Source organism: bacterium (genome assembly GCA_035380285.1).
In the GTDB taxonomy this organism is placed as follows: domain Bacteria; phylum Auribacterota; class Erginobacteria; order Erginobacterales; family DAOSXE01; genus DAOSXE01.
The window spans coordinates 12177-35031 of record DAOSXE010000004.1 but is presented as its reverse complement, the minus strand read 5'-3'; the positions used below and the strand labels follow the sequence as shown (position 1 = coordinate 35031).

19 protein-coding genes, 1 tRNA gene and 1 pseudogene are annotated in these 22855 nt (G+C 61.3%); 6 read left to right on the top strand and 15 right to left on the bottom strand.

Features of this window, described 5'->3' with window-relative positions:
* Nucleotides 1-52: 52 nt before the first annotated feature.
* On the top strand, nucleotides 53-889 hold the full coding sequence (locus PLZ73_02310) for a PTS sugar transporter subunit IIA (GenBank protein ID HOO76700.1): 837 nt from the start codon (nucleotides 53-55) through the stop codon (nucleotides 887-889).
* 15 nt (nucleotides 890-904) lie between these two features.
* On the opposite strand, the gene PLZ73_02305 is transcribed toward PLZ73_02310, so the two are convergent.
* The 10 genes from PLZ73_02305 to PLZ73_02260 form a co-directional block, all read right to left on the bottom strand.
* Nucleotides 905-2062, bottom strand: a complete 1158-nt coding sequence (locus tag PLZ73_02305; GenBank protein HOO76699.1) for a site-2 protease family protein — start codon at nucleotides 2060-2062, stop codon at nucleotides 905-907.
* 102 nt (nucleotides 2063-2164) lie between these two features.
* Nucleotides 2165-3973, bottom strand: a complete 1809-nt coding sequence (gene lepA / locus PLZ73_02300; protein ID HOO76698.1) for a translation elongation factor 4 — start codon at nucleotides 3971-3973, stop codon at nucleotides 2165-2167.
* Nucleotides 3970-4872, bottom strand: coding sequence for a hypothetical protein (locus tag PLZ73_02295; protein HOO76697.1), 903 nt, complete (start codon nucleotides 4870-4872; stop codon nucleotides 3970-3972). The genes lepA and PLZ73_02295 overlap by 4 nt, the downstream gene beginning before the upstream one ends.
* Nucleotides 4873-4910: 38 nt before the next feature.
* Entirely contained in the window at nucleotides 4911-5678 is a 768-nt protein-coding gene (locus PLZ73_02290; GenBank protein ID HOO76696.1) for a biotin--[acetyl-CoA-carboxylase] ligase, read from the bottom strand.
* 10 nt (nucleotides 5679-5688) lie between these two features.
* Nucleotides 5689-6240: a dUTP diphosphatase gene (locus PLZ73_02285; protein HOO76695.1), complete on the bottom strand. Its 552-nt coding sequence runs from the start codon at nucleotides 6238-6240 to the stop codon at nucleotides 5689-5691.
* A 90-nt stretch (nucleotides 6241-6330) separates the two neighbouring features.
* A complete protein-coding gene (locus PLZ73_02280; protein ID HOO76694.1) occupies nucleotides 6331-7464 on the bottom strand; it encodes a sodium ion-translocating decarboxylase subunit beta in 1134 nt (377 codons plus the stop codon).
* Between the two features lie 24 nt (nucleotides 7465-7488).
* Entirely contained in the window at nucleotides 7489-7872 is a 384-nt protein-coding gene (locus PLZ73_02275; protein ID HOO76693.1) for a biotin/lipoyl-binding protein, read from the bottom strand.
* Complete coding sequence (locus PLZ73_02270; GenBank protein HOO76692.1) at nucleotides 7869-8267, bottom strand: OadG family protein; 399 nt, start codon at nucleotides 8265-8267, stop codon at nucleotides 7869-7871. The genes PLZ73_02275 and PLZ73_02270 overlap by 4 nt, the downstream gene beginning before the upstream one ends.
* A 12-nt stretch (nucleotides 8268-8279) precedes the next feature.
* On the bottom strand, nucleotides 8280-9827 hold the full coding sequence (locus PLZ73_02265; protein HOO76691.1) for a carboxyl transferase domain-containing protein: 1548 nt from the start codon (nucleotides 9825-9827) through the stop codon (nucleotides 8280-8282).
* 48 nt (nucleotides 9828-9875) lie between these two features.
* Nucleotides 9876-13214, bottom strand: a complete 3339-nt coding sequence (locus tag PLZ73_02260) for a hypothetical protein (protein HOO76690.1) — start codon at nucleotides 13212-13214, stop codon at nucleotides 9876-9878.
* A 223-nt stretch (nucleotides 13215-13437) separates the two neighbouring features.
* On the opposite strand from PLZ73_02260, the gene PLZ73_02255 reads away from it, so the two are divergent.
* Nucleotides 13438-14748: a M20/M25/M40 family metallo-hydrolase gene (locus PLZ73_02255; GenBank protein ID HOO76689.1), complete on the top strand. Its 1311-nt coding sequence runs from the start codon at nucleotides 13438-13440 to the stop codon at nucleotides 14746-14748.
* 1 nt (nucleotide 14749) lies between these two features.
* Nucleotides 14750-15124: an STAS domain-containing protein gene (locus tag PLZ73_02250; protein ID HOO76688.1), complete on the top strand. Its 375-nt coding sequence runs from the start codon at nucleotides 14750-14752 to the stop codon at nucleotides 15122-15124.
* On the opposite strand, the gene PLZ73_02245 is transcribed toward PLZ73_02250, so the two are convergent.
* Nucleotides 15085-16290 carry a hypothetical protein gene (locus PLZ73_02245; protein HOO76687.1) on the bottom strand — a complete coding sequence of 402 codons (1206 nt, stop codon included), beginning with the start codon at nucleotides 16288-16290 and terminating at the stop codon, nucleotides 15085-15087. The genes PLZ73_02250 and PLZ73_02245 overlap by 40 nt on opposite strands.
* Before the next feature lie 75 nt (nucleotides 16291-16365).
* On the opposite strand from PLZ73_02245, the gene PLZ73_02240 reads away from it, so the two are divergent.
* Nucleotides 16366-16451: transfer RNA gene (locus PLZ73_02240), tRNA-Leu, on the top strand.
* Here PLZ73_02240 and PLZ73_02235 read toward each other — a convergent pair.
* Entirely contained in the window at nucleotides 16416-16622 is a 207-nt protein-coding gene (locus PLZ73_02235) for a hypothetical protein (protein ID HOO76686.1), read from the bottom strand. The genes PLZ73_02240 and PLZ73_02235 overlap by 36 nt on opposite strands.
* Before the next feature lie 192 nt (nucleotides 16623-16814).
* Here PLZ73_02235 and PLZ73_02230 point away from each other — a divergent pair, with 192 nt between their 5' ends.
* Nucleotides 16815-17597 carry a type IV toxin-antitoxin system AbiEi family antitoxin domain-containing protein gene (locus PLZ73_02230; GenBank protein HOO76685.1) on the top strand — a complete coding sequence of 261 codons (783 nt, stop codon included), beginning with the start codon at nucleotides 16815-16817 and terminating at the stop codon, nucleotides 17595-17597.
* Nucleotides 17590-17772, top strand: a pseudogene (locus PLZ73_02225) (nucleotidyl transferase AbiEii/AbiGii toxin family protein). Before PLZ73_02230 ends, PLZ73_02225 begins: the two are co-directional and overlap by 8 nt.
* A gap of 758 nt (nucleotides 17773-18530) precedes the next feature.
* Here the strand turns inward: PLZ73_02225 and PLZ73_02220 are convergent.
* The 3 genes from PLZ73_02220 to PLZ73_02210 all read right to left on the bottom strand — a co-directional run bounded on the left by PLZ73_02220 (nucleotide 18531) and on the right by PLZ73_02210 (nucleotide 22508).
* Complete coding sequence (locus PLZ73_02220) at nucleotides 18531-19514, bottom strand: DUF5050 domain-containing protein (protein ID HOO76684.1); 984 nt, start codon at nucleotides 19512-19514, stop codon at nucleotides 18531-18533.
* 99 nt (nucleotides 19515-19613) lie between these two features.
* Entirely contained in the window at nucleotides 19614-20393 is a 780-nt protein-coding gene (locus tag PLZ73_02215; GenBank protein ID HOO76683.1) for an SUMF1/EgtB/PvdO family nonheme iron enzyme, read from the bottom strand.
* A gap of 204 nt (nucleotides 20394-20597) precedes the next feature.
* A complete protein-coding gene (locus PLZ73_02210) occupies nucleotides 20598-22508 on the bottom strand; it encodes a VCBS repeat-containing protein (protein HOO76682.1) in 1911 nt (636 codons plus the stop codon).
* Nucleotides 22509-22855 lie beyond the last annotated feature (347 nt).

Here is a 22855-nt window from a genome sequence, read left to right as displayed (position 1 = left end):
TGGGTTTCTTTGCTTGATCGCTTCCCGGGCGACGTGTAGATTCTAGTCCAGGATGCGCAAGCTACTCAATCAATTGATTCAGCTCCAGGAGCTCTATTTTGCACTGGACGAGCATCGCGTATCCGGTGACGGGGACAAGCTCTCGGCCCTGGAAGAAGACATCCGCCTCCTGATGGATCAGCTGCCGCCGGACAAGGCGGAATTCTTCAAAAAGCTGCAGCGGCGCGACCCGCCGGCGATCGCGCCGGTCATCGACGGAACCTGCTACGGCTGCGGCATCGACCTCCCCATCTACCTGCCCTCGGAGATCATGCACTACGACGACATCTACCAATGCCCCAGCTGCTCGAGGTTCCTCTACCCCTATTCCGGGGAAAAACTGGATTTTTCCCAGGCCCAGGCGCACAGCCAGCTGCCGCGCCTGGGAATCGACAAGTTTTCGTCCGAGCGCCTGATGATGCCGGCTCTGACCAGTTCCTCCGGCCGCGAGGTGATCCACGAAATGGCCCAGCAGATAGCGGACGAACTTTTCTTCCCCCACCCCGAGCTGCTGACCGAAAAAGCCCTGGAGCGCGAAGTCATCATGAGCACCGCCGTGGAACACGGCCTGGCTTTTCCCCATGTCCGCGGGGTGGACGGGAGCAGCCTCACCCTGGCGGTGGGCCTGAAGAATTCAGGCATCAAGTTCGGCGCCCCCCGCGGGCGCCTGACCCGGATCTTCTTCTTCGCGGTGATCCCGGTGGCGGCCAGCGCTTTTTACCTCAAGCTCCTGGCGGGGCTGGTCGAGACCTTCCGGGAAAAAACGGCTCGGGACGCGCTGCTGGAGTGCGGCGATCAGAAGTCGCTGTGGAAGGCGATGAAGCGCTTCACCCGCAAGCACCTGCCCTGATCCCGGGCGCGGGTCTCAGAGGCGATCGGGCCCGGGAGCGTCCCGGGTGCCCTCCAGGTCGAGCTTGATCGAAAAAAAGTCGAGCAGGTCCTTGAGGGTGATCACCCCCACCAGCTTATCGCCGTCGACCACCATCATCCTGCCGCTCTTGGCCTGATTCATCAGGGTGAGCACCCGCATGGCGTCGGTTCCCGGGGAGATGGTGTTCTCCCTGGAGCAGGAGGTCATCAGGTCCCTCACGGTTTTCCGCGCCCACTCCTCCCGGGGGATCTCCTTGATCTTCCCCAGGGTGACGCACCCGAGCAGGCTGTCCCCGTCGGTGACGGGGTACATCTTGAAATGGTGGTGGTAGACGTACCGGTTCACCAGCTCCTCGATGGAGATGTCGGGAGACACCGTAACCGGGTCCGGATTCATGAACCGCGCCACCGTCTCCCCCTCCAGCGCCCGGCGCATGAGCACCTGGCGGTAGGACATCCGGGAGGCGTTCTGCAGGAACATCCCGATCAGAACCCACCAGATCCCGCCGATGAAATCGCCCCTCAACACCGTGAGCAACCCCAGGAATATCAGGGCGGTGCCGAAGCCGGAACCGATCCGGGCGGCCACCGCGGTGGCCCAGCGGAGGTTCCCCCGCCAGCGCCAGAGGATGGAGCGGAGAACGCGGCCGCCGTCCAGGGGAAACGCGGGGAGCAGGTTGAACCCGGCCAGAAGCAGGTTGATGAAGGCGAGGTAGCCCAGCACTCCCAAAAGAGGAGTAGCCCACTGCCCGGCCGCGGCCGCGAGGCGCAGGGCGTAGAAGCAGGCCCCCAGGATCAGGCTGGACACCGGCCCGGCGATCGCCATCAGAAGCTCGGTCCGGGGCGTCGACGGCTCCTCCCCCATCTCGGCCACGCCCCCGAAGATGAAGAGGGTGATCCCCTTCATCGGCAAGCCGTAGCGGCGAGCGACCAGCGAGTGGGAAATTTCGTGAAAGACGATGGAAAAGAACAGCCCGAGGGCCCCCACCACTCCCATCCACCAGTAGGCCGACCCCGTCAGCCCCGGGTAGTACTGGGGAAAAACGCCCCGGGCCAGCGTCCAGACGACCAGCACGGCCAGGATCAGCCAACTGAGGTCGATTCTGACTTCGAACCCGAAAATGTCGATCAACTTGACGCTGCGCTGAAACATCCGCTCTCTCCGTCGCCCGGGGAGGAGTATACGGGAGGACCCGGCCCGGGTCGAGGGTCTTCCCCGCGAATTTCCGGGCCTCCGGCGGCCGCCGCCGCGGCCTCAGGTATCGAGCTTCATCACTTCGATGAACGCTTTCTGCGGGACCTGGACCTTGCCCACCTGCCGCATTCTTTTCTTCCCCGCTTTCTGCTTGTTGAGCAGCTTGTCTTTCCTGGTCCGGTCGCCTCCGTAGAGGCCGGCGGTGACGTCCTTGCGGAAGGGACGGACCGTTTCCCGGGCGATGACCTTGCCGTCCACCGCCGCTTGAATCGCCACCCGGAACTGCTGGCGCGGAATGACTTCCTTGAGCTTCTCCACCACCCGGCGCCCTTTGTAGTAGGCCTTTTCCGTGTGCACCAGGGAAGAGAAGGCGTCGACGGGCTCGCCGTTGAGCAGAATCTCCATCTTGACCAGATCGCTGGGGCGGTACCCCATGTAATCGTAATCGAGCGAGCCGTACCCGTGGGTCACCGATTTGATCAGATCGTAAAAATCGATCACCACCTCGTTGAGGGGAAGTTCGAACGTCAGAATCACCGACTTCAACCCCAGCGATTCGGTGGCCTTGCATTCCCCCCGCCGTTCCCGGGCGATCTGCATGATCTGCCCGATGTGCTCGTTGGGAGTGATGACGTAGGCGCGGATGAAGGGTTCGCGCACCTCGATGATCTCGCTGCGGGGGGGGTAGTTGACCGGGTTGTCGAGAAGGATCTCCTCCCAATCGGTCCTGGTAATCTCGTAGACCACGCTGGGAGAGGTCATGATCAGGTCGAGGTCGTACTCCCGGTTCAAGCGCTCGGAGATGATATCGAGGTGCAGCAGCCCCAGGAAACCGCAGCGGAAGCCGAACCCCAGGGCGACCGAGGTTTCGGGCTGAAACACGAAGGAGGAGTCGTTGAGATGCAGCTTGAGCAGGGCCGCCTTGAGGTTCTCGTAATCGGCGGAATTGACCGGATACAGGCCGCTGAAGACCACCGGGCGGTGCTCCTTGAAACCGGGGAGCGGCCGGGAGCAGGGGCGGCTCGGCAGCGTGACCGTATCTCCGGTCTTGACCTCGGCCGGTTCGCGGATGGTGGCGACGAAATAACCGACCTCCCCCGCCGCCAGCCGGTCGACCGGGGTCATGGCCGGGCGGAACACCCCCAATTCGCCGATCTCGTACTGGCTGCCGGTGCTGAAGAAGGAGATCCGGTCCTTGACCCGGAGGGCGCCGTTGACGATGCGGATGTAGACGATCACCCCCCGATAGACGTCGTAGAGGGAATCGAAGACCAAAGCCTGCAGCGGGGCCTCGGCGTCGCCGGAGGGGGGAGGCACCCGTTCCACCACCCGTTCCAGCAGCTCGGCGACCCCGGCCCCCGATTTGGCGCTGACCCGGATCATCTCCGCCGGATCGATCCCGGTCAGGTCGTGGAGTTGGCGCTCGCACTTTTCCGGGTCGGCGTTGGGGAGGTCGACTTTATTGATGGCGGCGATGATCTCCAGGTTGTTCTCGAGGGCGAGGTAAAAATTGGCCACCGTCTGCGCCTGGACGCCCTGGGCGGCATCGACGAGGAGGACCGCGCCTTCGCAGGCCTTGAGGCTCCGGGAGACCTCGTAGGAAAAATCGACGTGCCCCGGGGTGTCGATGAGGTTGAGGCGGTAGGAGGTCCCGGAGCGGGAAAGAAAATCCATCTGGACCGGATGGGCCTTGATGGTTATCCCCCGCTCCCGTTCGAGGTCCATGTTGTCCAGGAGCTGCGCCTTGAGGTCCCGGGCATCGACGGAATGGGTCAGCTCCAGGAAACGGTCGGAAAGAGTGGTCTTCCCGTGGTCGATATGGGCGATGATGCAGAAGTTCCGGATATGCTCCGTGCGGGTCCCGCTCATTCCTCCCCTCCCCCCTCTCCGGCTTCCTCCTCCGGGCTGGGTTCGCGGACCTGTCCCACGGTGACGTTGATCCTGGTCACGTCGATCCCGGCGAAATGTTCGAGACTGTCGAGCAGATACCGCTGCAGCCCGTGGAGATGGCCGCCCATCCGGCTTTCGTAGGGGACTTCCAGAACGACTTCCAGATCGTAGCTGTTCCATTCGTCCCCGATGACGACCTTGAGCACTTTCAGATCGGAATCGTATTCCTCCACGCAGTGGCAGACCATCTGGGTCAGGGCCTTATGCGATATGAGCACTTTTCCCCGGTTGCTGTATTCGGGCTTGACCACCGTCTTTTCGAAACGGGTGCGGCGGCGCAGGGGCAGGCCGCGGTTGAGAAGGACGTGGATCGGGACCATGAAGATGTTGCGGGGTTTCTTCAGCACCTCGACCACGGGCACGGGGATGATGTGCTTCCCCGTCCGCCGCCGCGACAGCCGGGCCGCCTCGATCTCGACCTCGGTGGCGATCTCGTCGATGTAGATGGTCCGGACCGGGTGCGGGAGACCCAGGCGGTCGGCGATGGTGAGAATCATCCGGTCCGAGGTGCCCAGGAGCAGGATCTTCTTGAAATCGAGCCGGCTCAGGATCCGCTTGGAGGCGAGAGCGTGCCCCGGGTCCGCGAAGATCGCGGTCCGGACCGCCCGGTAGCCGGAAGACTGGTCCTTGGCCGAGGTCCCCCCCAGGATGCTCTCCCCCCGGATGATGAGACCGTCGTCGACGATCACGGTCGCTCCCACCTTCTGGGCGATCAGCTGCGCCCGGAAACTCTTCCCGGTTCCCGCGGGGCCGACCAGGGCATAGACCTTCTTCCCCAGCAGAAGCCTCTGGTAGAGGGTCCGGAAGAACCTGTCCACCCGGAACATCCCCATCTGAAATCGGCTGGGATGTCGGCTCAGCAGCATTGTCCCAACGAGACCTCGCCCGATCTGATCACGATTTTTTCGCCTTGTTCCGTCTCCACCAGAAGCTCCCCCCCGGGGGTCAGGTCCAGGGCCCGGGCCGGAAAGGCCCCTCCGGGCGCCTGCACCGTCACCGCGCGGCCCAGGGTCAGCGAGCAGCCGCGGTATTCCCCGAGGATCCCCGCTCGGCCGGCGGCGCTCTCCAGGGAAGCGCACCCCGCGTGGACTTCTCCCAGGATTCCGTTCAAGAGATCGCGGTTCGATACCGCTCCCCGGGAAAAGCGGTGAAGAGAACCGGCCGTATTATCCAGGGACGCGGGGAATTCTTCAACCACGCTGTTGATCCCGATCCCCACGACCGCGAACCGTTCGCCGGCGCCGTCCAGCGCCGATTCGACCAGGATCCCCCCGACCTTGCGCCCCTCGAGGAGCAGGTCGTTGGGCCATTTGATCCCGCATTCGAAGCCGGCGGCCTCGGCCAGGGCCCGACGGACCGCCAGGGCGGCCATGACGGACAGGAGGCCGAAGCGTTCGGGGGTGGACCGGGGGCGGAGCACGATCGAGAACCACAGCCCCCCCCGGGGGGAAAACCATTCCCGCCCCCGGCGCCCGCGGCCGGATGTCTGGACCGCCGCCGTCACCACGGTCCCGGCGGCGGCGCCGGCGCGGCCCAACTCGAGCGCGACGGCGTTGGTGGACCCTACCGACTCCCGGGAGACGACGGGAGCGCCCCAAGGGCTGATGACGGCCGCGGCGTCCATGAAAAGCGGGTCAGTCCTCCCCGGCGCCGGCGGGGCCGGACGTCATCGCCCGGTACATCCGGTCGTAGTAACTGAAGACGTCCTCGAAGGTCAGACCCAGCAGGGTCCCGAGCAGGACGAACTCCTGAAAAATGGTGATGTAGACGTTCAGGCCGGAGATGAAGTTGTCGTGGACCAGGTCGCGTTTGAGGTTGGTGATGTTGTCGAAGAGGGAAAGGAAAAGATCGATGATGGTCTCGTAGGTGTCGGCCGGGACCGTCCGGAGCAGATCCTCGACCTGGAAGTCGACGATGTTGAACTGGTTGTCGTTGCCGATCGAGAGCAGGAATTTGAAGCAGTCCAGGTACCGCAGCAGGAGCTTGTTTTTCTCCGGCCGGCGCAGGGGAGTCGGATACTTGTAGCATTTGGTCAGGTTGGCCAGTTCCCCGGTCTTGACTTCCAGCGCCAGGACCTGGGTCTTGATCAGGTGGCTGCGGTCGAGCGTCTCGCCGCCCGACTGGCAGACCGTCCTGATCTCCTCGTCGACGATCTTCTGAATGCGGAAAAGATATTCAAGTTTCATCGTCCGGCAATCCTTTCAAAGTTGTCACGGCCGCGCCGGACCCGGGGGCGCCCGTACCCGCCGGGACCGTTCCCGGGGCTCCGGCGGCGGTCAGCCGAAAAGCGTCAGCATGACCCCGGCGGCTATCGCCGACCCGATGACCCCGGCGACGTTGGGCCCCATGGCGTGCATCAGGAGGAAGTTGGAGGAGTTGGCCTTCTGCCCCTCCACCTGGGAAACCCGGGCGGCCATGGGCACCGCGGAGACGCCGGCCGACCCGATCAGGGGGTTGATCTTGTTCTTGGAGAAGAGGTTGAGCAGCTTGGCCAGGAGAACCCCGGAAGCGGTGCCGATGGCGAAAGCCAGCACCCCCAGAAGTATGATCTTCAAAGTCTGGACGTTGAGGAACCGTTCGGCGCTGGCGGTGGCCCCGACCGAAACCCCCAGAAAGATGGTGACGATGTTCATCAGGGCGTTGGCGGCCGTTTCCTTGAGCCGGTCGACGACCAGGCACTCCCGGAAAAGATTGCCCAGCATCAGCATTCCGATCAACGGAGCTGCCGGAGGGACCATGAGGATGACGATCAGGGACACCAGGACGGGGAAGATGATCCTCTCCGTCCGGGATACGTGCCGAAGCTGTTCCATCTTGATCCGCCGCTCGGAGCGGGTGGTGAGCAGGCGCATGATCGGCGGTTGAATGATGGGGATCAGGGCCATGTAGGAGTAGGCCGCCACGGCGATCGGGCCCAGAAGCTTGGGAGCGAGGCGGGAGGTGAGAAAGATGGCGGTGGGACCGTCGGCGCCGCCGATGATCCCGATCGAGCCGGCCTCCTTGGCGGTGAAGCCCAGGAGAATGGCGCCCAGAAAGGTGACGAAGATCCCGAACTGGGCCGCCGCCCCCAGCAGGAGGGATCGGGGATTGGCGATGAGGGGGGCGAAATCGGTCATGGCCCCCACGCCCATGAAAATAAGAGGGGGCCAGATGCCCAGCATGTCCCCCTGGTAGAGATACCAGATCAACCCTCCGGGGGTGCCCCCGGCCTCCGGCGGTTTCATCACGCCCGCCAGGGGCAGGTTGGCCAAAAACATGCCGAAGGCGATCGGGACCAGCAGCAGCGGCTCGAACTTCTTCCTGATTCCCAGGTACAGGAGAACGGCGGAAACCAGAATCATGCCGACGTTGCCCCAGGCCAAACCCGCGAACCCGGTGCCGGCCAGAAAACTCTCGATAATCGCTCCCATCCGGGACTCCGTCGGTTTCCCGCGCTACTCGACGGTCAGGAGGGGGTCGCCGGCGTTCACCGAAGCCCCCTTCCCCACCGCGATCGAAACCACTTTCCCGTCCGCGGGCGCGGGGATCTCGTTTTCCATCTTCATCGCCTCCAGAATCAGAAGCACGTCCCCGGCCTTGACCGCGTCCCCCTCCTTGACCTTGAATTCCAGGACCGTCCCCGGCATCGGGGCGGCGACGACCCCGGACCCGGCGGGAGCGGCGGGAGGCTTGGCGCCGGAACGGCCCGGCGCCGGAGCGGGAGGTGCGGGCGGCCGGGAAGCGGGCGAAACCGGAGCGGGCGGAGAGGGGGAAGAGACCAACTCCTCCACCTCGACTTCGTAGCTTTTTCCGTCGACAGTAATTCTCAGTCTTTTCACGATTGCCACCGTCCTCCCCTGATCTGTTCCATTCTCCCCGCCCGGGCCCAGGCGGAGGTGTCGTCGCGTTCGCGCCGGAGCGGCCGCACGTTGACGATCCGGGCAGGCGCGCCCAGAGCGGCCCAAGCCGCCGCCGCCAGCACCACCCCCAGCCGTTCGCCGGGGTTTTCCTCACCCCCCGGAGAGGGAAGCGGACGCGGCGGCGGCGGCGGCGGGTTCGGTCCCTTCCGGTTGACGATCCTGGACATGACGACCAGGCTGCTCATCAAAACGACAAGGGCCAGAAAGGTGATGGACATCCCCAGGGCGGCGACGTAGCAGGACCCCAGCGCCTTCTCGCCCAGGGAGAGGCCGTGCACCAGTTCGCTTCGAGCGAATTGTTCCAACAGCGTCATGGCCGTCTCCCCCTACAACGGAATGTTGCCGTGTTTGCGGGCCGGACCCCGCTCCCGTTTGGAGGCGAACATTTCAAAGGCGTCCGCCAGCCGGAGACGGCTCGCGGCGGGCTCGATGACGTCGTCCACGTACCCGAGCTCGGCGGCGGCGTAGGGGTTGGCGAACTTTTCCTTGTACTCCCGCACTTTGGCCAGCCGTTCCGCCGCCGGATCGGCCGCGCTCTTGATCTCCTTGCGGAAGATGACGTTCGCCGCGCCCTCGGGGCCCATCACCGCGATCTCGGCGCTGGGCCAGGCCAGGACCAGGTCTCCTCCCAGGTGGCGGGAACACATGGCTATGTACGCTCCGCCGTAGGCCTTGCGGGTTATCAGGGTGACCAGGGGGACGGTGGCTTCGCTGTAGGCGTACAGCAGCTTGGCTCCGTGGCGGATAATCCCGCCGTACTCCTGGTCCGACCCCGGCAGGAAACCGGGAACGTCCACCAGCGTCAGCATCGGAATATTGAAAGCGTCGCAGGTCCGGACGAAACGGGCGGCCTTGTCGGAGGCGTTGATATCCAGACAGCCGGCCAGGACCGCGGGCTGGTTGGCGATGATCCCGATGGAGCGCCCGTCCAGCCGGGCCAGGCAGGTGATGATATTGGGAGCATAGTGGGCGTGGTACTCCAGGATCTCCCCCCCGTCCACCAGGAGCCGGATCAGCTTCATCATGTCGTAGGGTTTGTTGGGCGCGTCCGGGACCAGTTCGTCCAGTTCGGGGATGAGGCGGTCGGCCGGGTCGGTCCGGGGCCCCCGGGGCGACGGGTCGAGGTTGTTGGAGGGGAGAAAGCCCAGGAGCCGCCTGACTTCGGCCAGGCAGGTCTTTTCGTCGGGGGCGATGAACTTGGCGACTCCGCTGACGCTGTTGTGGGTCATCGCCCCGCCCAACGCCTCGGGGGAGATCTCCTCGCCGGTGACCGACTTGATGACGTCGGGCCCGGTGATGAACATTTTCGACACCCCCTCGGTCATGAAGATGAAATCCATGATGGCCGGGGAATAGACGGCCCCGCCGGCGCAGGGGCCGAGAATGACCGCGATCTGGGGGACGACCCCGGAAGCCCGGGTGTTGCGGAAGAAAATATCCCCGTACCCCTTGAGGGAGTTGACGCCTTCCTGGATCCGGGCCCCGCCGGAATCGTTGATTCCCACCACCGGGGCGCCGACTTTGAGCGCGTTGTCGAGCACCTTGCAGATCTTGGCCGCGTGCATCTCCCCCAGCGACCCCCCGATCACCGTGAAATCCTGGACGAAAGCGAACACCGGGCGGCCCTCCACCTGTCCGTAGCCGGTCACCACCCCGTCCCCCGGAGCCGATTTTCGCTCCATCCCGAAATTGACGCAGTGGTGCTTGACGAAGGCGTCGATCTCGACGAAGGTTCCCGGGTCGAACAGCAGGTCCAATCTTTCCCGGGCGGTCAGCTTCCCCCGCTCGTGCTGTTTGACCGCCTGGTCCTCGCCGCCGCCCGCCTCGATCTCCCCGCGGCGGCGGCGCAAGTCGTCGATTCTCTCCATGCTCATTGTCTTTTCTCCTCGCTCAGCGCGCGGGCCGCAACCGGCGGCCGGACGCTACAGGCCGCGAACCCCGCCCACGGTCAGCCCGGAAGCCTCGGCGATCCGGGGAACGACGTAATCGAGAAATTCGCGGTAGTTCCCCGGCGCCAGCGGGGTTTTCCCCAGGGGGGAGTCCTCGAGAAAGCCGGGCATGAACTCGGCGACTTCGGCGTCGCCGCAGAATCGTTTGCCGGCCAGGGCCGAAACCGCCCGGGAACAATCGATGAGGGCGTCGGGGTCCTGCACCCGCATCAGCGCCGATATCGGCTGCTTGCGGGGGAAGGCCAGGAACGCCTCGCTGTAGATCAGGTAATGGGGGGAGTGCTCCCGGAAATAGTCGGCCACCACCGGCAGGGGCGGGTCGGCTTCTCCTTTTTTCCGGTCGTAGGGCACGGAAAGCGTGGCCAGAACCCGGACCGCGGGGCTCCCGTCCGGCCGAACCAGGTCGATCAGCCAGGTCGAGGCCTTCATCCTCTCCAGGACCGGCTCGAAGGCGGCCGTGGCCCCTTCGGGGACCAGCGGCTCCAGGGAAGAGATCCTGTATTCGGACGTTTCCTCGATGAAGCCCCCGATCAGCCGCGCCAGCTGGGGCAGGTGCGGGTGGAGCAGGCGGCGGAGGCGTTTCTTCACCTTCCGGTTTTTCCGGATGTCGGCGACGGCCAGGATGGGACAGCCTCCGTCTTCGCTCCACCCGACGGTCCGGGCCAGGCGCGGGAGGTCGATCCGGCACCGGGAGTCTCCGACATTGGCGAGGATGACCCGGTAGAGCATTCCCTGGGCGAACACCAGGTAGTCGAATTCGTGATCGCGCCGCAGGTAGTTGATTATCTGCAGGAAGGAAGGTTTTTCCTCGCCCAGGGCGTACGCCACCCGGGGCGCGCGGGTGAAGAGGACCGTGAGCATGTCGCCGGGGTCCTTCTTGCCCTCCAGGCGGATGCGGTAAAGGTTTTCCCGGACATGGGCCAGCGCCCGCTCCACCGGATCTCCGTAGCGGGGAAACGGAAGGGGGCGGACCGCGATCTTGTCCAACCCGGAATAATCGGCGACGCGGTCGGCCAGGTAGTCGAGATAGCCCAGGAAGTTGGTGTCCTTGACTTTTTCCAGGCGCCGGGGGAAGAGGGGGTTGGAAGAAGGCTTGCAGGTCGCCGCCCCCGAATGCCCTCCGTCGGCCCGGGTCCCGATGTGCTGGCACATGGTGCTGAGGTTGAGCGTGGTCTCGTTCTCGTTGGGGCGCCGGGTGGTCATCAACTGGGATCCGTAGCAGTAGAAGAAATAATCGGACAGGTTCTTCTTGCGGGAGAGCAGGTAATGGATGGCCGAGGCGACGTTGACCTGCACTTCGCCTTTCTTGGCGTCGCAGAAGGGGGAGAGCGCGGCGGTGATGCGGATCGGGTCGGCCTCCTCGCCCCGGCGCCCCAGCTCGATGACCCCCACCACCTGTTCGGTGCGGGGATAGACCTTCTCCAGGGCTTCCTCGTAGGCCTCGACCAGCTTGTCCCAGCCGAGCCGCTCCATGATCGTCGTCATCTCCTCCAGGCTGGAGACGGAGGCCAGGCCGCGGGCGATCTCGACCTTGCTGTATTTGGACCCGATCAACTTGGAGAGGGCCATGCCCAGGGGGGTGAGCTCGATGTGGAGGTCCTGGAGATGGGCGATGCGGTCGAGTTCGGCCAGGCCGGGGTTGTCCCAGGGGCGCCCCCTGACCCGGTCGCCGTAGATGAGGTCGGCGCCGCACTTCTGTTTTTCCACCGGGAGTTCCTCTCCCCGGGGAAGGCTGGCCACCTGGAGGTGGCCGATCACGCCTTCTTCCACCAGCCGGGAGAGCAGTCCGAAGATCTCGGGGGTGTAGGGATGGTGGTCGTCGATGCTGACGACGTTGACGTCCTGATCCTTAAGGTTTTTGAACTGGCGCTCGATCATGGCCAGGGAAACCTGCATGGCCCGGTCCATTTCCTCGGGGATTTCCTCCTTCTCCTCGAACGCCTCCTCCAGAACGTCGGGGCCGGCCTGATCGTAGCTGGATACGGGGTCTTCGTCGGGAGCGGAAACCGGGGTGGGGAGGATGATCTCCTGAAGATCGTCGAAGGTGATGGACAGCCGGTATTCCTCCTGGGGGGAAGCGGGGAGATACGCCGTCTCGATCGAACCGTCCGCGGCCGAGGGAATCACGAGCGTCCCGGCGCCGCTGGTCTCCCCTCCGGGGAGACGGAAGGAGCCCTCCCCCGCCAGGCGCTTGATCACCACCTCGATCCCGGCCACGGGCTTGCCGGTGGCGTCTTCGATCAGGTGGAGGCGGATCGGGAACTCCGTCTCGGGGCGCACCGGCGGGGGGATGCGGTCCTGGATTTCGGCGAAGACGACCCGCAGGCCTTCGCAGAGCCTCGCCATTTTCTCCAACCGCCCGGCCGCGGACGGCAGGGAACCGGCGCCGGTGCCGAGCAGGCTGCCCAGGGTCCGGAGATAGAGGATGACCGCGTCCTGGATCGCCCGAAGGGTGTGGCGATAGTCCCGGGCCGGGCCTTCTTCCCAGGGAAGATCGCGCAGCTGCTTGAACCCGCGGACCAGGTAGGCGGCGGCTTCGAGGACGACGACCAGCAGCTCGTCGGTGTAGTTGATGCGGCCGCTAGTGGACATGTCCTCCTGGACCGCCAGGTCGAAAGCGACCATGGCTTCGTGGTCATCGAGAAGGTCGAGCATCTTCTCCTTGTTCTGATCGCGCAGGTGCCCTAAAAGCGTCTTTTTGAATTCGCCCAGGCGGGTTCCGGTCAGGAACCCGATCAGCCCCCGCCGGAGGCCTTCGGCGGCGGACCGGATCGACTCTTCCGCCCCGGACAGGTCCGCGTCCAGTTCGGTCCCTTCCCGGAGCAGAGCCAGGACTTCCAGGGCCGACTGCAGGGCGGCTTTTTCCCGGTGCTCCAGGATCTTGCCGACCTGGCGGTAGGTGGCGTTGAAGATGTCCTTGAACTCCCGGCTCACCGACGAGGCGTGGGTGACGATCCAGAGCCGGAAATCGTCGGCGGCCTCGGTGTAGCGGTTGAGGAGTTCGGCCGATTCCATGTCGTCGATCAGCATCAGCCGCAGGCGCGGCGCCAGGGCGTCGATGGGGAAATCGGGTATGAAGACGTCGCAGCCCCGGTGAGCCAGAAGACTTTCCACTCCCTCGGAATAATTGAGAAAATCGAATTCGTAATCCCGGCCGTATTCCGGCTCCCTCCCCAGTTCCTCGCCCAGCGAGTGCTGCGCCCACACCATGTAGAAAGCGTTGGAAGAAACCGTGTCCAGGTCTCCCCCACCCTCCTTGCCGATGCCGTTATTGACGCCTTTGCCGTGGATTACGAATATCTTCTTTCTCATGGCCTCCATCCTGCCGGTCCTCCCCGCGCGGGTTCAATAGATATGAGGAGGTTAATCCCGTCCGAAGGCCCTGTCAAGGACCATGGGCCGAAGCCGCGGAGACGGGGGAACCCGGGTAACGGTAACCGCCGGAAACGATCGAAAACCGAAGGCCCGCGCCCGCTTACCCCGGAGGGTCCAAGTTAAGCTTGCGCGATCGGATACGGACGGTTAGAGTTTCGCCATGAAAACGACATCGTCGAAAAAAGCATCGGGTTCCGGGCCGCGCCGGACGCTTCCGAAATCGACCGATTTCGGAGACGTGATCGGCGTCATCCAAAGAGCGATCAGCTTCCCCAGCCTTTCCGGGCAGGAGGAAGCGGTGGTCAAATACCTGATGCGGGTGGCCTCCCGCCTCGGATTTTCCCGGGTCGGCACCGACCGCATGGGGAACCTGATCGCCGGGGTCGAGGTCGGGAGCGGGAAAGGCCCGGTTATCGTCCTCACCGGCCATCTGGACACGGTCAACGCCGATCCCGACGCCTGGGACCCGGAAACGCGCCCCTGGGCGGGCGCGATCCGGGACGGAAGGCTCTTCGGCCGGGGAGCGGCGGACATGAAGTCATCGGTGGTGGCCATGCTGCACGCCGCCGCCGCCATGAAGAGCCTTCCCCGCGGATACGACGGCAAAATCTTCGTCGTGGGAACCGTGGTCGAGGAACTCTTCGAGGGGGTCTGCGTTCTCGAAGCCCTGCGGCAGCTGCGCCCCGACTTCATCGTCGTCGGGGAGGCGACCCAGGGCCGGATCAACATCGGGCAGCGGGGACGCGCGGAGATCGTGATCACCTCGTTCGGCCAACCCAAGCACGCCTCCACCGGGCGGACCGTGATCAACGCCATCGAACAGATCGCCTACATCATCGACGCCTTCCACCGCTGGTACCGGTCCGACGTCGATCAGGTCCTGGGGAAACGCAACATCGTCCCCACCGACATCCAGATCCCGGTCGGCGGCGGCGGCGGCCTCAACGGCCGGGGCGGCAATTCCACCGTCCCCAGCCGGGTCGAACTCACCTACGATATCCGGACCCTGGTCGGAGACACCCGCGAATCCGTCCTGGCCCTGGTCAAGGACAACATCGCCCGAGTGGTCGAAAACGGCCGGGCCAAGTACCCCCATTTCAAGGATCCGGCCGTCAAATTCGCGGCCGATAAGGCCGTCACCTGGACGGGGGTCGCCATCGAACAGGACAAGTTCGCGCCCGCCTGGAAGACCGATCCCGACGATCCTCTCGTCAGGAAAGCGGTCGCAGGGGTGAAGAGGGTTTTGAAGAAGGAACCGGAACTGGGCCACTACTCGTTCTGCACCGACGGGAGCGCCATCGTCGCGCTCCGGGAGAAGTGCCCGGATTCCACGGCCCAGATCATCGGCTACGGCCCCGGGGACGAGGGCGACGCCCACACCGTCAACGAATCGGTTTCCCTGGAGGAATTGAAGGGGATCTACCTCGGGTTTCAGGGCATCTGCCGGGAACTGCTCCGGAAGGAAGACTGACGTGGGCGCGCGCAAGGACGTAGTCGGCCTGATGGGGAAACTTTCCATCCAGGCCGAGGAAAAGGGCGAAGTCGTCGTCATCCGCCTGACCGGGCAGGCCGACGTCTTCACCTCGCGCGATCTCGACGCCCTGGGCTCGGCCTACCTGGACCGGGGCCTGAGCGGGATCCTGATCGAAGCCTCCCGCTTGACCTACCTCGACAGCGCCACGCTCTCCGCGCTGCTTCACCTGCAGAAGAAAGCCGGCGAGCGGGGAGGAACGGTCGCCGTCTGCGGCTTGGGGGGAGAACCGCGCCGGGTCTTCGAACTCAGCGGCTTCGACGGGGTGTTCCCCTTCTATTCCACCGAGGCGGAGGGGCTCGCCGCCCTGACCTGATCGGCGGGGTCCCGGAGGGGGACGACCAGGCGCACCGTCACCGGGCGGTGATCGGACATTCTGACCAGATCGTGGAGGGGGAGTTCCTTGTCGAAGTACTCGATCGAGGCCGAACCGTCCCAATACCGCGCCAGGGCCGAGGAGAGGAGGACGTGGTCGATCACGTATCCGCTGCTCGGCCAGACCGTGTCTTCCGGGTACGGGCCGTCTCTCCCCGGCTGCCCTTTTTCGGCGTTGCCCTGAAAGGAGTAATCGTCGGGACCGAGCGCGGCGGCGTCGGCGAAGAAGAACCCCGGGCCGGAGGCGGGGACCGCGTCCGGGTAGAGGAAGAGCAGGTTCCGGAGCCGGGGGTCGGAAGCGTGTTCCTCCATCAGGCGCACCAGGTTGGAAGCCTGCTCGTTGAAATCCCCGAGAACGGCCAGGTCCGGGTCGGCCAGGGGGCCGACCGCCCCGGTCTGCAGGACCCAGTCGCCGAACAAATCGGAGAGTTCCCCCAGGCGGCGCCGGTCCTCGACGTCCAGTTCATCTTCGAACCCCCCGTTCATGGCCTTGAGGTGGACCCCCACCACGGTCAGATCGAACCAGGGGGCCCGTTTCAGCCGGAAGCGGCCGGCGACCGGGACCCGGGGAAAGCGGAGGGCGTCGGCCGGGACCCGGACCCCGTCGTCCGTGTACCCCACTCTCAGCTCCGCCAGTTCCCCGAGGGCCTCCACCTCGACCTCGTCCCGGTTCCAGACCAGGGCCACCTTGCTGGGGAAACCGGGGGAGCTCCCGATGAAACCCTGCCAGGACCCGTCCCCGCCGGGTTTCCCCGAACGCGCCGCTTCCTGCCGGTCCAGCTCCTCCACCAGCTGCAGCAGGGGCGCGACCGGGGAAAACTCCGAGGTCTCGGCGATCTCTTCCAGGACGATGATGCCGGAGTTGGTGTCGAGAAGGATCCGGGCCAGCCAGGCCAGCTGTTCGGCGTTGCGGGTGGGAAAGGTCGTATCCTTCTCCCCGGCCCCGTCGAAGCGTTCGATATTCCAGGTGGTGAGCCCCAGGGAAACGCAGCCGGGCGGCGGCACCGGGGTCGGGGCCGGGGTCCACGATACCGAAGCGCTTCCCCGGCACCCCGCGCACAGGGCTACGACGCCCCAGCCGAATGTCCTGACGAGCGAACTCTTCACATGCTCCGCCGGTTCGATTCCGCAGTAATACGTTGCATCGTCCCACTCTTTTTTCGATAATACAAACCTTTTCGAGCCGGAGTGGTGGAATTGGCAGACACGCGGGACTCAAAATCCCGTTCCCCTTACCGGGAGTGTGGGTTCGAGCCCCACCTCCGGCAGAATGAGATCGAAACCACGGGAATGTGCCCTTTATCGCCGTTTTTCGCGTGGTTTCTTTTTTTTCGCACGAGCGCGAACCGGCTCTTGACCCTCTCGATCCCGGCGATGGGGATGTTCCGGCGCTTCCGGAACCCCTTGGCCGGCACGTCCTCGAGTACGGATGGCTTCATGGTCCCCTCCTTGCTGACGGGTTAGGTGGTCCTGTCCATTTTTCTTATGCCAGGAAGGAGGGTGATCCGGCTGGATTTAGGCGCTGATTTTCTCTGTTGGTTTATTTCTATCGACAAATGTAAACCCTGGGTTTACATTTACAGGGAAATATAAACTAATCGGTAGTTTAATTTCCATTACAGAGGTAAACCATGGGTAGACAAAACGGCAGAAAAATAAACCGGCTCTTGAAAGTCTGGCCGAAAGCAACCGTTGTTACTAAGCCATACCTGGATGAGCTTGGATTCTACCGCCAGTTGATAGCTAAATATCTTCGTTATCATTGGATGGAGCGGCTGGGCACAGGAGCTTACATACGATCCGGGGATACCGTAGAGTGGCAGGGTGCCCTTTTCGCGCTCCAGACGCAGCTCGGGATGACCGTCCACGCCGGAGGCGGCACTTCCCTGGAATTGGAGGGAAGGTCTCATTTTTTACCCCTTGGAGAGAAAAAGAGGGTTATCTTGATCAGCGATCGGCCGGAACAGTTGCCGGCATGGTTTAAAAAGCATCAGTGGAAAGACAACGTCGAGCACCGATGCTTATCTCTATTTGAAAATATCCCCCACGATGCCACCGCCAAACTGGACTGCGGCGGATTCCAAATAGCGATGTCAAGCGCGGAGAGGGCGATCATGGAGCAGATCCATCTGACCGGGAGCAACGATGAGATGGAACACGTGCTTCAGCTTATGGAAGGACTTACCACCATCCGACCGAAAACAGCCCAAGAATTACTGGAGAATTGCCGTTCGGCTAAAGTCAAGCGCGTCTTCCTCTGGAGCGCGGAGACGGCCGGCCACTCCTGGTTCAAACGTCTGGATCTATCTCGGATCGATCTCGGCAAGGGGAAACGCCAGCTATACAAAGGCGGCAAGCTCAACCGAAAGTACGGGATAACCGTACCCGAGCGGGAGGAGTTTCCCCATGTTTGACCCCAGCTATGAGGCCCGAGTCGGGTTGCTCCTCCGCTGTCTACCCGAGATCGATCGGCAGCGTTGTTTCGCCCTGAAAGGCGGCACGGCCATCAACTTTTTTGTGCGGGACCTCCCGCGCATATCCGTAGACATCGACCTGGCCTATCTGCCCTTGCACCCCCGCAACGAGGCTCTTCGGGAAGGTAAGGTACGAATTTTTTGATTGCTAGAGAGTAAGGCTGCGGAATCAACCCCAATCACAGACTAGATTTCTAATAACAGGTTCAAATCATGAGGGAAAATCACAAGCAACTTTTAATCTTATTTTTAACTTCTATTTTTATTTTCGTTATAAAAGCCTTTTTCTATATTCCACTTTGTTATGATAGGGGGATTACAGGACATGGACTATATGAATTTCTTTCGGAAATACAATTCATGCAAGTTATATTACTTACTTTCTTCGTTATACTTATTACCGCAATTGCAATCTTGAAATTACGTTATTTAATTTCCTTTATTATCGCCTTTGCTTTCAGCTCTATTAACTTGGGATTATTACTCATTGATGCCCGAATACACACATATCTTCCCAATATCGAAAATCTAATTCAAAAGCTTTATGGAACCAGGTTCCAAATATATACCAGAGCTTTCTTAGCTTTGTTCATCGGCATCACATTGGTTGTTCTTGTTTTCCGAAGGAATAAGCCCCTAACGCGTTACTAATGTTAGCCTGGGTGCTTCAGTTATTATATGTTCTTATGCTGTATCTTGGTTTTTTATCCATATAGTTAATTGCAAAATTAGATTAAAGACAAAATTCGCTCTTCTCCCATACATTAATACGGTAATAATTCCAAATGTGTAACCTGCTGAAAGCCATGTTATGAAATGCCTAACGTGCTGTTAGGTAAATTTTAGCTTTATCATCTATTTGAATTCCAGTTTCTACCTGTCCCAATCCTCGCAAGAAGGCCCATACACCCAACTTGGTCGTTCATTTGTATCGTGCCTCCCATGTACAGTGTTTGTAATTTGAGTCTCATTTTGCCCGTCTACATCGATCGCATATATTTCACTGCCCGCAAATGGCCAATCCCACTTTCGTGCCGAGGAAAATACCAAGATTTTCCCATCCCTAGACCATTCTGGATCACGGTGATAACCTTTCCCTTCAAGAATACATCGTTGATTCTTTCCATTTATGTCCATTATGCATAAGCTCGAACCACTATATTTCCCGTTACATACATACGCTATGTGCTTTCCATCAGGCGAAACCGAGGGATTAAAGCTAGCGCCCTCATTTGTCAATTGATCAACTGTTCCCAATTGCATATTATATTTATATATCTGGGCGTAATCTCCTAATTTCGCGCTTGAATATACAATTTCATTGCCTCCTGGAACCCATGATGGGGATCTTATATTTGAGGTTGATTTAAATATTTGTTTCATATCACTCCCATTTTTATTAATTGTGTATATCGTAGAGTTCATTCCAATATCAATGCCCACAAAAACAATATTTGTATCATCCGGCAACCACGACGGATCTGCCATTAGCTCATTCGGAGAATCACATAGTTCTTTTGTTATACCATCATCGGTGTTTATAATATAAAGATTACCATGCCTGACATAAACAATATTTTTTGCATCTTGACTATATTTTGCATCAGTACCTGTTGTTATCACTATTCCTTGAGCATTTATATCCTCAATATTGTGCTCGATAATTTGCGTAGTTTCCCCGTTATCATTTGGTGCGATACTTGTATAAACAATCGTTCCCTTAAGATTTATATTCTGTTTTGCCTTATTATCACCCTCCTTTGCCCTGCAACTTATACATAATATTGTGATAAAAAGAGCAGGCAAGAAGACATAATCAGTTTTCATGTTATTTTCACAACTTACATTTAGTTCCATGAACTGCCTCTAATATTAGGCCACTTTCTAAGCTAGTACTCTCCTCCCACAGCCACTACCGGACAAAGCGTTTCTGGCTCCTGAGACCAATAACCGAGCCTATTTGGGGGAACTGCCCAACACCACTCGGAAACCGCCGTAACCGTAGCGGTCGTCGGGACTGGTGTAGCCGCGGCGCGATGAGAGCAGGGCCCCGGGATCGATGCCGTTCCAAGAACCACCCCGCAGAACCCGGCCGTACGACCCATACGAGTACCTATCCTCGCACCACTCCCAGACGTTCCCGCCCAGGTCGTAGATCCCGTTAGCATTAGCCGCGAAGGAGCCCACGGGAGAGGTCCGCGGGTATCCGTCGTTATAGTCTTCAATGATCATCAAACCACTTGGCCAGTCCTTATCTCGGACTTCCTCTCCAGCGTAATTCCCCGCCCCCCGCGGGGGGGGCAACTTCCCCCTGCCTCCGTCCCAGGGATAAACGTCTTTAATCTTCTCGTCCTTACTTTCTGGGCTCCCCTCTCGGCCTTCCCTCAAGCCCACCGCCATTGACCATTCCCAGTCGGTGGGCAACCTGTACTCCTCTTCCAGGCCGATCTTGCGCTCCTGCCGTTCCTTCCGGGTCAGCCACTCGCAGAAGGCTTTGGCATCCTCCCAACTCACGCAAGTCACTGGGTGATCGCCGGTCTGCTCAAAGCCCGGGTTAGACCAGCCGTAATCCCAGTTGCTGACTAGTTCGCCATCCTTAACAACAACAAAAGGAGCGTTGCCGTCCCGGTAGCTGTAGCCCCCGTTAAAGGCCTTGTCCTCCACGAAAGCCCGGAAGTCCTTCACCCGGGTCTCGTACTTGGAGAAAAGAACCCCGTCCAGCCCCTCCACAGGCACGAACTCCATCCCCAGGCTGTTGGTAAACGATTCGACTATCGGGGCGGGGGATGGACTGGGGGCCGGAGACTGGGCTTGCCCTGGACAGGGAAGGCCGGCCCAGGCTACGGACAAGATCAGAATAAAAAACTTGCCGGCCTTTATGGCTTCATCTCTCCCGGGGGAAAGAAACCACCGAAGGGATTTTACTCATTCCATAATTCCTTATCTGGTCACCGGGTAGTCCCAATATTGCCCGAAGTAGGCCTTGGTGAAGCCCCGGACGGACCAGAGGCCCTGGACCGGCCGGAAGACGGCGGCTTGATCGAGAACCCCGCCCAAGTAGGTCCCGGGCAAAGGGGCGGCGCCCCCGGCGCCGTAATAGAACGAGGCTCCACCCAGGACCAACCATTTTCCCTGTCTCGAACGATAGACCGCCGGCCGATCCCGAATTATCGGCGTCCCCTCCCAAACATAGCGACCCGGCACCGGATCGTCGGCACGCTGACCGTAGTACCAGCGGGTCAAGCCCCTCACCAGCCAGGCCCCGGTTCCGGGGCGCCAGACGGCGATCTCGTCCGAACCGTCGCCGTCATAGTCGGCCGGGACCGGGATGTCCATATTTTGCCCGAACCAGACCTGGGTGATACCCCGTACCGTCCAGAGCCCATATAAGAGGCGGAAGACGGCCGCGTCGGTCGAGCCGTCACCGTCGTAGTCCGCGGGGACCGGAACGCAGCTGGCGGGCACTTGGAACCGGCTCAGCCCCTTCACCGCCCACAACCCGCTATCATGACGATAGATCCCGATGTCGGTCACCCCGTTGCCGTCGTAGTCCCCCGGAACCGGAAGGTCCCCCTTCTTCCCGTACCAGGAAACCCCCAAGCCTCTCACCAGCCACTTGCCCTCGCGGGAGCGGAAGACGGCGATGTCGGAGCTTCCGTCCCCGTCGTAGTCGCCGGAGCACAGGACCGGCAGGACGTAGGGGCTGGGTGTGCCGGGAAGTTCCGGCGTCCGCGTGGTCGTAGGGGTCGGCGCGGCCGAGGGGGTCGGGGTGGGAGTAGGATAATGATAAGCCCCAGAGGCGTATTTGATGTAATCCCACTCGGATTGAGATCCGGCACCGACGGCATCGCCGAAATAGATTCCGGCCAATTCCGGGTTTCGGTTGGTCAATCTCCCTCCGCCTCGGCGGGTACCGTCCACGTAAAGAGACCAGTACCCGGAATCCCCCACTACGCGATAAACGTGGAAGTCGTCGGCGGTATCCATATCGAATACGAACACATACGGGTAACTCGGCGACATCCCGATCTGGGTCTCCGAGAAGTCGAGTTCAACGACATTGACTCCCGTACCCCCGGCGGGGCGTCGGGTGACGGAACGAAACTTCAACCTTCCGTCGAGGCCGGAACTGGTCAACACTTTCATCCGGAACTCGACGGTGTAGGAGGAAACGAGCTCGACGGCCTTAGAGTAATAGCTTTTTCTCGTACCTTCGGGGGTATCGGTATCGAGCACGACGATCCCCCCTTCGGTCAGGCAGCAGTCCGAGCCCTCGCACCCCCAGCCCACCAGGTCGCGTGGGTTGACCCATTGCAAACAAACTCCCCCGGAGTAGGGCTGGGCGTGCAAGGACGACACATCAGCGGGAAGTGCGACAGGGGTCGGAGAAGAAAGCGTAAGCTTACCCTCACGGTCTCCTAAACGGAGAGCGCTGGAGTAGGAGACGGGCGTGGGCGACGCGCCGACGATCACAGCATCGACCCCCACCCCCGTGGAATAATTCCAACCCTCGTCATAGGAAAACAACTTGAAGTAGTAGCTGTGCTCGTCGATCAACCCGGAATCGCACCATCCCGAAGATGTATAAATAGGATTCCCACGCCCCAGATAAACCACCTGGGCGTCTCCGATAAGGTCGCCGTCGTGGTAGGCGATGCCGTCGGTCGGGGCGGAAATTATGGGGTCGGCCTCCCGCCGGGCGATCAGCACCCCCCGGAAGGTGAAATCCGGAGCGTGCCGCGGAGGCTCGTCGGCGTTCCATTCGTATTCCCAGGGTGGGTCAGCTTGCCGCCCAAAGGCCGGGCTCAGGGTGAAGGTAAGGACGAGAAACAGGGTCTGAAGGATTCTCATATCCCGTTCTCCCTCCGCTGTGGGTAGATACAGGGAAAACTTTTTCTATATCGATTATGTTCCCGTTTCTTAGTTCAAACAAGAGGATTTCCCGCTTCTCGGATTTGGAGGTCCCGGATATCGGATCGCCTAAATGTTTTACGGCCACTACCCCCCTCGATCGGAATGGGGTTATCGGACCGAGGTCACGGATATTCCATGGGGCAATTCGAAAATGGCAATGCCGTTTATCGCCATTCTATTGGCAAAGACAGGCAAAAACCGGCCTCGATGAGGCCGGCTCCAGGCGATCAATCCGATCAAGCGTATTTATTGCCTGACATAACAACCTGAATTTCCAGCCCCAC